This window comes from Cupriavidus sp. 05N40 (assembly GCF_056397305.1).
Map to the genome: position 1 here is coordinate 1 of NZ_JBFTND010000291.1, position 11,549 is coordinate 11,549.

The 11,549-nt window shown below is 68.3% G+C and carries 12 protein-coding genes; 6 read left to right on the forward strand and 6 right to left on the reverse strand.

Features of this window, described 5'->3' with window-relative positions; all coding sequences use genetic code 11:
* The 4 genes from AC1DO7_RS38000 to AC1DO7_RS38015 form a co-directional block, all read left to right on the forward strand.
* Positions 1-1,032, forward strand: a 1,032-nt coding sequence (locus tag AC1DO7_RS38000; RefSeq protein ID WP_477117336.1) for an acyclic terpene utilization AtuA family protein, incomplete at its 5' end; no start/stop codon positions are given.
* The gene (locus tag AC1DO7_RS38005; protein ID WP_477117338.1) at positions 966-1,295 is read left to right on the forward strand and encodes an AtuA-related protein; all 330 of its coding nucleotides are present in this window, start codon (positions 966-968) and stop codon (positions 1,293-1,295) included. The genes AC1DO7_RS38000 and AC1DO7_RS38005, both read left to right, overlap by 67 nt.
* Positions 1,296-1,405: 110 nt before the next feature.
* Positions 1,406-2,392, forward strand: a complete 987-nt coding sequence (locus tag AC1DO7_RS38010; RefSeq protein ID WP_441617179.1) for a Bug family tripartite tricarboxylate transporter substrate binding protein — start codon at positions 1,406-1,408, stop codon at positions 2,390-2,392.
* A 234-nt stretch (positions 2,393-2,626) separates the two neighbouring features.
* Complete coding sequence (locus tag AC1DO7_RS38015) at positions 2,627-3,637, forward strand: MBL fold metallo-hydrolase (protein WP_441617181.1); 1,011 nt, start codon at positions 2,627-2,629, stop codon at positions 3,635-3,637.
* A 25-nt stretch (positions 3,638-3,662) separates the two neighbouring features.
* Here AC1DO7_RS38015 and AC1DO7_RS38020 read toward each other — a convergent pair whose 3' ends face one another.
* Both AC1DO7_RS38020 and AC1DO7_RS38025 read right to left on the reverse strand, forming a co-directional pair.
* Positions 3,663-4,097 carry an EamA family transporter gene (locus AC1DO7_RS38020; protein ID WP_441617183.1) on the reverse strand — a complete coding sequence of 145 codons (435 nt, stop codon included), beginning with the start codon at positions 4,095-4,097 and terminating at the stop codon, positions 3,663-3,665.
* Positions 4,098-4,127: 30 nt separating this feature from the next.
* Positions 4,128-4,517: a GNAT family N-acetyltransferase gene (locus AC1DO7_RS38025; RefSeq protein ID WP_420997467.1), complete on the reverse strand. Its 390-nt coding sequence runs from the start codon at positions 4,515-4,517 to the stop codon at positions 4,128-4,130.
* A 172-nt stretch (positions 4,518-4,689) separates the two neighbouring features.
* Here AC1DO7_RS38025 and AC1DO7_RS38030 point away from each other — a divergent pair, with 172 nt between their 5' ends.
* Positions 4,690-6,186 (forward strand): AMP nucleosidase, encoded by a 1,497-nt coding sequence (locus AC1DO7_RS38030; protein WP_441617186.1) that lies wholly within the window; start codon positions 4,690-4,692, stop codon positions 6,184-6,186.
* A gap of 155 nt (positions 6,187-6,341) precedes the next feature.
* Here AC1DO7_RS38030 and AC1DO7_RS38035 read toward each other — a convergent pair whose 3' ends face one another.
* Positions 6,342-6,830 (reverse strand): OmpW/AlkL family protein, encoded by a 489-nt coding sequence (locus AC1DO7_RS38035; protein WP_477117339.1) that lies wholly within the window; start codon positions 6,828-6,830, stop codon positions 6,342-6,344.
* Between the two features lie 52 nt (positions 6,831-6,882).
* Here AC1DO7_RS38035 and AC1DO7_RS38040 point away from each other — a divergent pair, with 52 nt between their 5' ends.
* Positions 6,883-7,050, forward strand: coding sequence for a hypothetical protein (locus AC1DO7_RS38040; protein ID WP_441617190.1), 168 nt, complete (start codon positions 6,883-6,885; stop codon positions 7,048-7,050).
* 187 nt (positions 7,051-7,237) lie between these two features.
* On the opposite strand, the gene leuA is transcribed toward AC1DO7_RS38040, so the two are convergent.
* The 3 genes from leuA to feoB form a co-directional block, all read right to left on the reverse strand.
* Positions 7,238-8,935, reverse strand: a complete 1,698-nt coding sequence (gene leuA, locus AC1DO7_RS38045; RefSeq protein WP_441617375.1) for a 2-isopropylmalate synthase — start codon at positions 8,933-8,935, stop codon at positions 7,238-7,240.
* Positions 8,936-9,711: 776 nt separating this feature from the next.
* On the reverse strand, positions 9,712-10,026 hold the full coding sequence (locus tag AC1DO7_RS38050; protein WP_441643341.1) for a DUF6587 family protein: 315 nt from the start codon (positions 10,024-10,026) through the stop codon (positions 9,712-9,714).
* 18 nt (positions 10,027-10,044) lie between these two features.
* Positions 10,045-11,549 (reverse strand): ferrous iron transport protein B (gene feoB, locus AC1DO7_RS38055; protein WP_477117337.1); only part of this gene is annotated, 1,505 nt, incomplete at its 5' end.

Consider the following 11,549-nt stretch of genomic DNA (forward strand, 5'->3'; position numbering starts at 1 on the left):
CGCTTCGTCTGCGCCAACGCCTACATCGGCGCGCGCGGCATCGCGGACGCGCTCACCGACGGCGCGCAGGTGGTGGTGTGCGGCCGCGTGGCCGACCCGGCGCTGGCGGTCGGCCCGGCCATGGCGCATTTCGGCTGGTCGTGGGACGATTGGGACCGGCTGGCGCGCGCCACCATGGCCGGCCACCTGCTCGAGTGCGGCGCCCAGGTCACCGGCGGCTACTTTGCCGATCCCGGCATGAAGGACGTACCCGATGTGCATGCCGTCGGCTACCCGATCGTGCGCCTGGATGCCGACGGCAATATCGAGGTCGGCAAGGCCGCGGATACCGGCGGCTGCGTGGACCTGCGCACCGTCAAGGAGCAGTTGCTGTACGAAGTGCACGACCCCGCCGCCTACCTCACCCCCGACGTGGTCGCGGACATCAGCCAGGCCACCGTCGAGCAGCTGGGCCCGGACCGCGTGGCGGTGCGCAATGTGCGCGGCCGCGAACGGCCGGAACAGCTCAAGGCCAACCTGTTCTACCAGGGCGGCTGGATCGCCGAAGGCGAGATCTCCTATGCCGGCCCCAATGCCGCGGCGCGCGCGCGCCTGGCCGCGGAGATCGTGCGCAAGCGCATGAACCTGCTTGGCTACAGCGTGCCGATACGCTTCGACCTGATCGGCGTGTGCAGCGTGTTCGCCGACGACGGCGGCCGGCTGCTGCAGCAGGCCCTGCCCGGTGAGACGCAGGCGCAGGACGTGCGCCTGCGCGCCGCGCTCGCGCATGAGGACAAGCCGGTGGCGCAGGCGCTGCTGCGTGAGGTCAATGCGCTCTATACCTGCGGCCCCGCGGGCGGCGGCGGCGTGCGTACCGCGCTGCGCGCACGCCTGAACGCCATGTCCTGCCTGGTGCCGCGCGCCGCCGTCAACGCAAGCCATACCCTGCTGCCAYGAACACTGCCACTACCGATGCCGCCGACAATATCGCCCTGTACCAGCTCGCGCACGGGCGCACTGGCGACAAGGGCGACCGCTCCAATATCAGCGTGATTGCCTACGATCCGCGCGATTTCGATCATCTCGCCGCCCACGTCACCGAAGACGCGGTGGCCGCGCTGTTCGCCCATCGCCAGCCGTCGGCCGTCAAGCGCTACCTGGTGCCTTCGCTGCAGGCGATGAACTTCGTCATCGACGGCGTGCTGGACGGCGGCGTCAACGATGCGCTCAACCTCGACACGCATGGCAAGGCACTGGCCTTCCTGCTGCTGCAGCTGGAGATTCCCTTGCCGCCGAGGCTGGCCGGCGCGGGCTGAACGGCCAGGCGCACGCGCAACGATATTGGCAACGACATTCGCGACGAGATTCGCGACGAGATTCGCACTCAACAACCACAACGAAGCCAGATTCCAACAGGAGACTCAAGATGTCCGCATACACCAAGCCCGCTTCCGCCATGAAGGTGGTCACCGGCATCGCCGCCGCGGCGCTCGCGCTGCTGGCGGGGCCTGCGCATGCGGAGTTCCCGGACAAGCCGATCCGCTTCGTGGTGCCGTTCGCTGCCGGCAGCGCCACCGACCAGCTCGCGCGCGCGATCGGCCAGGCCATCACGGTGGACGCCAAGGTCACGGTGGTGGTCGACAACAAGCCGGGCGCCAACGGCTTCATCGCCGCCAGCGACGTGGCCAAGGCCGGCCCGGACGGCTACACCGTGCTGATCACCACCAACACCACGCATGCCGCCAACGAGCACCTGTTCAAGAAGCTGCCCTACGATCCGGTCAAGGACTACTCGCCCATCAGCGCGCTCGGCCGCGGCGGCCAGATCATGGTGGTGAATCCGCAACTGCCGGTCAACAGCGTGGGCGACTTCATCGCGCTGGCCAAGAAGGAACCCGGCAAGCTCAGCTTCGGCAGCGGCAGTTCCTCCTCGCGCATCGCGGGCGAGCTGTTCCAGCAGATGGCGCATGTGCAGTTGCTCCATGTGCCGTACAAGAGCAACCCGCTGGCGGTGACCGACCTGCTCGGCAACCAGATCCAGATGATGATCACCGACACCGCCACCGGCCTGCCGCAGGTCAAGAGCGGCAAGCTCAAGGCGCTGGGCGTGTCGGGCAAGACGCGTTCGCCGCTGGCGCCCAATGTACCGACCATCGACGAGGCCGGAGTCAAGGGCTATGAGATGAGCTACTGGTTCGCGGCCTACGCGCCGGCCAAGACGCCGCAACCGGTCGTCGACAAGCTCCATGCGATGCTGGTGAAGGCAGCCAGGAGCGACACCGCCGCAAGCTTCTACCAGTCTACGGGGACGGATGTGTTCACCAGCTCGCCGGCCGAGCTGGCCAAGTTCCAGGCCGCGGAATCGGCCAAGTGGGGCAAGATCATCAAGGCGGCCAATATCCAGCCGGAGTGAACCGGGGCAGCGCTGCGGCCTTTCATGCATGAACGCCTCCCGTGACCGGGAGGCGTTTTTCGTTGCCGCCGGCCGTGCGCAGGCAGCCTTCCCGCCCGCCGATGCCGCGCTGCCCGTGCCGGATGGCCGGCGCGGCACGGAGCGCGCGCTCACATATGCGCGAGCCGCCGCGTCGCGCACTTTGCGCCGATAATGCAGCTCTGGAAGTCGCCCCCAATTTCCATGGAGCGCAGCATGAGCGTGCCTTGCCCCGCCGGCCGTCGCCGGACCGCAGTATCCCTGATCGCAGCCCTTGCCTTTGCCGGCGCGCCCGCCCTGGCGCCCGCCCAGAGCCCGGCGGCGGCGTCCCCGCCGGCCCAGCTCAGGACGCAGGTGCCCGGCTATTACCGCATGATGTTCGGCCAGTTCGAAGTGACCGCGTTGTACGACGGCTATGTCGACCTCGACACCAAGGTGTTCAAGTACAGCAGCCCCGGCGAAGTGCAGCGCTTGCTGGCGCGCATGTTCGTGGCCACGACGCCGGGCATGCAGACCGCGGTCAATGCCTACCTGGTCCACACCGGCAAGAACCTGGTGCTGGTCGATACCGGCACCGCGGCTTGCTTCGGCCCCACGCTGGGGCGCGTCGTGGAGAACCTGCGCGCCGCGGGTTATGCGCCCGGGCAGGTCGATACCGTGCTGCTCACCCACTTGCATCCCGACCATGCCTGCGGCCTGATGGCCGACGGCAAGCCGGTGTTCGCCAACGCCACGGTGTATGTCGACAAGGCCGACGCGGCCTACTGGCTGGACGAAGCCACGGCGGCGCGCGCGCCGCAGGATGCCCAGCCGTTGTTTGCCATGGCGCGCGCCGCCGTCGCGCCCTACCAGGCCAGCGGCCGGCTGCGCACCTATGCCGCCGGAGCCGAACTGCTACCCGGCGTGAGCGCCGTGCCGGCGCACGGCCATACACCTGGCCACAGCGGCTACCTGTTCAGGTCGGCCGACCACGGCATGTTGTTCTGGGGCGATCTCGTGCACAGCCATGCGGTGCAGTTCCGCCGGCCGGARGTGGCGATGGAGTTCGACGTGGACAGCCGCCAGGCCGTGACCACGCGCAAGGCGCTTTTTGCGCAAGCCGCGCGCGGCCAGCTGTGGGTGGCCGGCGCGCACCTGCCGTTCCCGGGCATCGGCCATGTGCGCGCGGAGGGCAAGGGCTACGCCTGGGTGCCGGTGGAGTACGGGCCGCTGCGTACCGACAGGTAGGGCGCCGCCCCGGTCTGGTGCCGCGCTAGCGCCTGAAGCCCAGCACCAGCACGCCGGCGCCCACCAGCAGGATGCCGGCCCATTCGCGCAGGCTGGGCCGCTCGCCCAGGAATATCACGGCGAACACCGCCACCAGCAGCAGGCTCAGCTTGTCCACCGGTGCGACCTTGGATGCCTCGCCGAGCTTGAGCGCGCGGAAGTAGCACACCCAGGAAGCGCCGGTGGCGAGGCCGGAAAGCACGAGAAAGACCCAGGTACGGGGCGACAGCGCCAGCGGGTTGCTCCACTTGCCGGTGAACACCACGAAGGCGCTCAGCACCACAATGATCACCGCGGTGCGCACCAGCGTGGCAAGGTCGGAGTTGATGCCCTCCAGGCCGATCTTGGCGAAGATCGCCGTCAGCGCGGCGAACACCGCCGAGAGCAGCGCCCAGTGGAACCAGCCGGTCGAGGAGGCCATAGGATCGTGTCTGTGCGGTTTGCGGCGCGCTCAGAGGCGCCGGCGCTCCATGGCCACGAGCGAGGGCACGAAGCCGAGCTGGCCGAAGAAGGCCGCCTCGGAGGACCGTCCGGCGCGCAGCACCCAGGTGATATCGGGATCGTTGCCGACGATGTGGCGCACCAGCGCGCGGCCGATGCCGCGGCGCCGGTGGCTTGGCGCCACGGCCACCATCGACAGGTAGCCGTTGGAGATATCGTCGCACAGGGCACGCGCGAAACCGACGATCTCGCCATTGTCGACCGCCACCGCAACGCGCTGCGAATTGGCGATCAGGCGGGCGAAGCGCTCGGTGTTGGCCACCCTGTGTGCCCAGCCGTTGGCCGCAAGCAATTGTCTGGCAGCCTCGATCTCATCGGGCAGCAGATTGCGGATTTCCATCGGGGCTCCCATGCAAGCACATACAGCAACTCGGCGCTGCCCTTCTTTTGGGGGGGCGTCTCGAGGCGAGGACGGCGCGGGGGCCGCCAAAGACTGCAGGCAGTGTAGCGAGCGCGCGAAGGCCCGTCAATTTGCCGCCTGGCATGTTGCGCCCACTCCGAGGCGGGGTATCATGTTTGCCATGAATGCCTCGATCTTCTCTTCCGCCCACCCGGCCGATCAGCTGGCCGAGTTCAGCGACGCCGACGCGGCGTTGGCCCGTATCCTCGAAATCTACGAGGCCTCGGTCGGCGCGATACGCGCGCGCTTCGACGCCTTCGCGCGCGGTCAGCCGCTGCCGTCCGCGGCGCACGCCTGCTACCCCTACCTCGGCATCTCGGTCAACCTCGAGACCATGGTGACGGACAGCCGGCCCTCGTGGGGCACCGTGGCCTACCCGGGCGTGTATGGCACCACGGTGACGCGGCCCGACCTGCTGGCCGACTACTACCGTGACCAGATCGAGCGCCTGTTGCGCTACCACCGAGTGCCGGTGGTGGTCGGCGTGAGCCGGCGGCCGATCCCGCTGCCTTTCGTCATCGAAGCCTCCACCACCGATATCAGCTACACGCAGGCGCGCGAACTCGAAGCGTCCTTCGTGCTGCCCGAGCTGAGCCGCATCGATGATGCCATTGCCAACGGCACCTTCGAACCCGTGCCCGGCGAGGCGTGGCCGCTCTCGCTGTTTACCGGCGAGCGCGTGGACCTCGCGCTGCAGCGGCTGTATCACTACACCGGCACCGCGCCCCAGCATTTCCAGCGCTTCGTGCTGTTCACCAACTACCAGCGCTATGTCGACGAGTTCATCGCGCTGGGCCGCTCGCTGATGGCGGCCGGGGACGAGCAGGGCGCCGACGGCTACGCGCGCTTCGTCGAACCCGGCGACGTAGTGCAGGAACGCGGCGCGCCCGAGCCCGACGATGCGCTGCGCCCGCGCGCGCTGCCGCAGATGCCCGCCTATCACCTGGTGCGCGAGGACCGCCTCGGCGTGACCCTGGTCAACATCGGCGTGGGCCCGTCCAATGCCAAGACCATGACCGACCACCTCGCGGTGCTGCGCCCGCATTGCTGGCTCATGGTGGGCCACTGCGGCGGCCTGCGTCGCTCGCAGCAGCTCGGCGACTATGTGCTGGCGCACGCCTACGTGCGCGACGACCACGTGCTGGACCACGACCTGCCGCCGTGGGTGCCCGTGCCGCCCATCGCCGAGATCCAGGTCGCGCTGCAGGAAGCCGTGGCACGCGTCACCGGCCTGTCCGGCAGCGAGATGAAGACGCGCATGCGTACCGGCACCGTGGTCTCCACCGACGACCGCAACTGGGAGCTGAAGTCGAAGTCGCTATACGCCCGCTTCAACCAGTCGCGCGCGATTGCGATCGACATGGAAAGCGCCACCGTGGCGGCCAACGGTTTCCGCCTGCGCGTGCCCTATGGCACCTTGCTGTGCGTGTCCGACAAGCCGCTGCACGGCGAGCTCAAGCTGCGTGGCATGGCCAACGCGTTCTACCGCCAGCGCGTGAGCCAGCACATGACCATCGGCCTGGAGGCGATCCGCATCCTGCGCGAGGCCGGGGCCGAGCAACTGCATTCGCGCAAGCTGCGCAGTTTCGACGAGCCTGCCTTCAGGTAAGGCGCGGCAGGCCAGGCCCCGGAAGCCGGCGGCGCGGGCGATGAACGTCCCCTGCGCTGCCTGTGCCGACGGCGGCCGGCTGCACGCCGGGTCTTGCGCTACGGCTCTTGCGCAACGGATCTTGCGCAACGGATCTTGCGCAACGACCGCCCGCATCAGAAGCGGTAACCCGCCCCCATGCTGAACAGCCACGGGTCCAGGCTCGCGTTCGACAGCTTCACGCCTGCGGCCTTGACGTCCGTCGAGATCCAGGTCTTCTTGATATCCGCGTTCAGGAACCAGTTCTTCGTCAGCTTGTAGTCCATCCCGATCTGCAGCACGGGGCCCACGCTCCAGCGGTCCAGCGAGAGTGAGTTGTTGGCCAGGTTGGCACCCCAGATGCGCGTGACGTTCATGCCGGCGCCCACATAGGGACGGAAGGTGCCGTTGGGCAGGAAGTGGTACTGCACCAGCAAGGCCGGCGGCAGGTGGGAGAAGGTGCCGATCTTGCTGCCGCCCAGGTAGACGTCCTGCTTCTGCGGCACCGTCAGCACCAGTTCGGCGGCGATGTTCGGCGTGAAGAAATAGGTGACGTCGAGCTCGGGGATCCACTTGTTGTTCACCGTGATCAGGTCCGAAGGTCCGAGCGCAGTGAACATGGCCATGACGGCGACAGCGGTGGTGGCGGGACGAGTGCGGACAGACAGGCGATTCTTCATGATGGTTGGCTCGGTGATGGGAAACTTCACGCACAGTGTGGCGGAGGGATCCCATGCGAGCCTTGACCGAGAGCAAGAAGAACGGCATCGGCTTTTTGCACGCGCGCGCCGCATCGTGACGCTGCGACAGCGGCCTGCGGAGCGGCGGCGCAAATACGCATTTTGATTGCCGGACCTGACTTCTAAGGACATGCGCAAATATTCGTGGCCGCGCGCGGCGACGGGCCTTACGCTGTGCACACAGTCACAGCAAGGAGCATGTCGTGGGCGCCCCGCAAAGGCGTCTTTCCGGGTGTGCCCCGTGGGGGCGGGGCACACCGGTTTTTCTGCATGCCCCGGATGGCGGCCTGCCCTCAGGCAGCCATTTCCCGCTCGCGCCGCACTGGCTGCGCGGCGCGCAGGTGCCGGTTGATGCCGGACACCACCGCCTTGAGCGATGCCGCCACGATATTGGCATCGACGCCGGCGCCGAAGCCGGTGGCGGAATCCCCGACCCGCACTTCCACGTAGCTGGCCGCGCTGGCATTGGCCCCGGACGACAGCGCGTGCTCGTGATAGTCCATTACCCGTACCGGTATATCCAGCACGCTCGCGCACGCCCCGACAAACGCATCGATCGGGCCGTTGCCGCTGCCGCGCACGCTCACGGGCTTGCCCTCGCGCTGCAGCGTTACCTCGATCTCCACCTGCCCGTTGTTGTCAGAGACCATCTGGTGGCCCACGTAGCGCAGCGGCGTCTGCGCGTCGAGGTACTCGCGGCCGAACAGGCCATAGAGGTCGTCGGCGCTGGCCTCGAGCCCGCTCTCGTCGGTCATCGCCTGCACCGCGCGGCTGAACTCGATCTGCAGGCGGCGCGGCATGTAGATGCCATGCACCTGCTCCAGCAGATAGGCCATGCCGCCCTTGCCTGACTGGCTGTTGACGCGGATCACCGCGTCGTAGCTGCGACCGAGGTCGGCGGGGTCGATCGGCAGGTATGGCACCTCCCAGATGGTATCGGGCTGCTGTTGCGCAAAGCCCTTGCGGATTGCGTCCTGATGAGAGCCGGAGAACGCGGTGAAGACGAGGTCGCCTGCGTATGGATGGCGCGGATGCACCGGCAGCTGGTTGCAGTGCTCCACGCACTGGCGCACTTCGTCGATGTCGGAGAAGTCGAGTCCGGGGTCTACGCCTTGCGTGTAGAGATTGAGCGCCAGCGTGACCAGGTCCACGTTGCCGGTGCGTTCGCCGTTGCCGAACAAGCAGCCTTCCACGCGGTCCGCGCCTGCCATCACGGCAAGCTCCGCCGCGGCCACGGCAGTGCCGCGGTCGTTGTGCGGGTGGACCGACAGCACGATCTCGTCGCGCCGGGCCAGGTGCCGGTGCATCCATTCGACCTGGTCGGCAAAGATATTGGGGGTGCTGCATTCCACCGTGGTCGGCAGGTTCAGGATGAGCGGGCGCGCCGCGCCGGGCTGCCAGATGGCGGACACCGCATCGCATACCTCGAGCGAGAAATCGAGCTCGGTCATGCTGAAGGTTTCCGGCGAGTACTCGTAGGTCCACGCGGTCTCGGGCATGGCGTCGGTGAGCGACTTGATCAGGCGCGTGCCTTCCAGTGCGATCTCCCTGACCTCCTCGCGGCTGGCGCCGAACACGATGCGGCGGAATGCGGGCGCGATGGGGTTGTAGAGGTGGACGGCCGCGCGCGCGGCGCCGCGCACGGAATCGATGGTGCGGCGGATGAGGTCTTCGCGCGCCTGCGTCAGTACCACGATGGTCACGTCGGCGGGAATGCGGTCCTCCTCGATCAGCATGCGCACGAAATCGAAATCGGTCTGCGACGCGGAGGGGAAGGCCACCTCGATCTGCTTCAGGCCGATCTTCACCAGCTGCTCGAAGAAGCGCAGCTTGCGCTGCGGGCTCATCGGCTCGATCAGGGCCTGGTTGCCATCGCGCAGGTCGGTGCTCATCCAGACCGGCGCGCGCTCGATGCGCTGGTTGGGCCAGGTGCGGTCCTTGAGGTCGACGGCGGTGGCGGGGCGATATTTGGTGGCGGGGTTGCGCAACATCATGACGGTTCTCCTTCCTCGCGGGGAGCTGCAAGGGGCAAGACTGGGATGCGCCTGTGCCGCGCGGGGCGCGGAATTCACAACGAATCCGCGCACGAAGAATCCGCGCACGAAGAATCGGCGGAATGCGCGCGCAGGAACGCTCAGGCGGGAAAAAGGGTGGCGCGAGGCTGCCGAACTGCCACGAGGCGCTAGGCCCGGCAACCGATCGGTAGTTGTAGCAGTAGCGGGGAGGACAGACGCGAAGCGGCCAGCACCGATGCGCAAGCCAGGCCGGATGCACGCACGGCCGCGCCGATGCGGGTCGCATCGGCGGCTTGGCGGCGGTGGCAGCTGGTCTGTTGCATCGGCTGGATAGTCTGGTTGCGCGGGTATCACAGGTATCGCGGTTCAGTGCAGACAAGGGGCCTGCAAGCAAGGTGCTGCGGGTCTGCGGCGATACGTGGCGTTCCGCAAGCATAGTGCACGGGCCGCGCCAGCGTCAACAAGCCGCCTGCCACGACGCCCGTGGCGGGCATGTGCGGCGACGCACGCAAGTTCCGCGCGCTCAACCGAAGAACAGGAAGCGGGAGAAAAGAAGGGCGCCAATGCCGCAGCAGAGCCGCTGCGGATCGTGAAAAGGCGGCCGGGAATCGCAGAGCGTACCCGTTTCTGCGTGGATGGCGGGCTGCATTCCCGGGCACGTTCCGCGCGGCTTTTGCGCGGTTCTTGTGCCTCGGCGGCGCCGCCTCGGCGGTCGCTGCGGCCGCGTCTTCAGCGCTACGTCAGCGCTTTCGTCAGCGCTTCGTCACGAAGCGGACCACCTGTTCGCCCTTGCCGGATTCGGCCGCGCCGGCATCCGTCGTGCTGGAGCCGCAGGTATTGCAGCCGCCGCTGTCGCAGCCGCTGGCGCAGCCGGCCGCGGCCTGCGGCGCCAGCCACGCGACCGCGCGCCGGCGCCAGCCGGTGGCCGCCGTCGCGCCCAGTTGCATCGCCAGCCAGGCCTTCAGGCGCTCGCGCGTGCGCGGCGCGTAGCGCGACAGCACGGACACCGCGCAGACCAGCACGATCAGCGGCACCAGCAGGGTTTCGACGGCGTGATAGAGGCTCATGGCAGCGGCGGCGTTGTTTCAGCTGAACAGCAAGGCGATGCGGTACGTGGCGAAGGCGGCCAGGTAACCCAGGCCGAACAGGTAAAGCGTCGACGCGATCATCACCTTCCAGGAGTTGGTCTCGCGACGGATCACCGCCATCGTGGAGACGCACTGCGGCGCGAACACGAACCACGCCAGCAGCGCCAGCGCGGTGGCCAGCGACCACTGCGTGGCAATCATCGGCGCGAGCTGGCTGGCCACGGCGTCCTCGCTGCCGGACAGCGCGTAGACGGTGGCCAGCGCGCCCACCGCAACCTCGCGCGCGGCCAGGCCCGGCACCAGCGCGATGCAGATCTGCCAGTTGAAGCCCACCGGGGCGAAGATGTGCTCCAGCCCGCGGCCGATGATGCCGGCGAAGCTGTAGTCGATGGCCGGGGCCGTGGCACCCGCCGGCGCCGACGGGAAGGTGGCCAGGAACCACAGCAGCACCGTCAGCGTCAGGATCACCTTGCCCACGCGCGACAGGAAGATGCGGGCGCGTTCCCACAGGCCGATGGCCACGTCGCGCGGGTTGGGGATGCGGTACGACGGCAGCTCCATCAGCAGCGGGTGGTCGGTGCGGTCGCGGCGGAAATACTTCAGCACGAAGGCCACCGCCAGCGCGCTGACGATGCCCGCCACGTACAGCGCGAACAGCACCAGCCCCTGCAGGTTGAACATGCCCATCACCGTGCGCGCCGGGATGAAGGCGCCGATCAGCAGCGCATACACCGGCAGCCGCGCCGAGCATGTCATCAGCGGCGCCACCAGGATGGTGGTCAGGCGGTCGCGCGGATCCTGGATCGTGCGCGTGGCCATGATGCCGGGGATGGCGCAGGCGAAGCTCGACAACAGCGGGATGAAGGAGCGCCCGGACAGGCCCGCGCCCATCATCAGGCGGTCCAGCAGGAAGGCCGCGCGCGGCAGGTAGCCGGACTCTTCCAGCGTGAGGATGAACAGGAACAGGATCAGGATCTGCGGCAGGAACACCACCACGCTGCCCAGGCCGGCGATCAGGCCGTCCACCAGCAGGCTGCGCAGCATGCCTTCGGGCAGGTGGCTGCCGATCAGCTCGCCGAACCAGTGCACGCCGCCTTCGATGCCGTCCATCAGCGGCGCGGCCCACGAGAACACGGCCTGGAACATCAGGAACAGCAGCACGGCCAGGATCGCCAGGCCGAACACGGGATGCAGCACGATGCGGTCGAGCCGGTCGTCCATGGCGGCGGTGCGCGCCGGCATGGTGACGGCGGCTTCCAGCAGGCGCTTGACCTCCTGGTGCACGTCCAGGTCCGAAGCCGGTTCGGCGGCCGCCGGCGGAGCATCGGGCAGGGCGGCGTCGAGCGCGGCCAGCAGGCTGGCCGCGCCGTCGCGCTTGACGGCGACGGTCTCCACCACCGGCACGCCGAGCGCGGCCGCCAGCTTGTCGCGGTCGATATGGATGCCGCGCCGCGCCGCCGCGTCGCTCATATTGAGCACCAGCACCATCGGCAGGCCAAGGC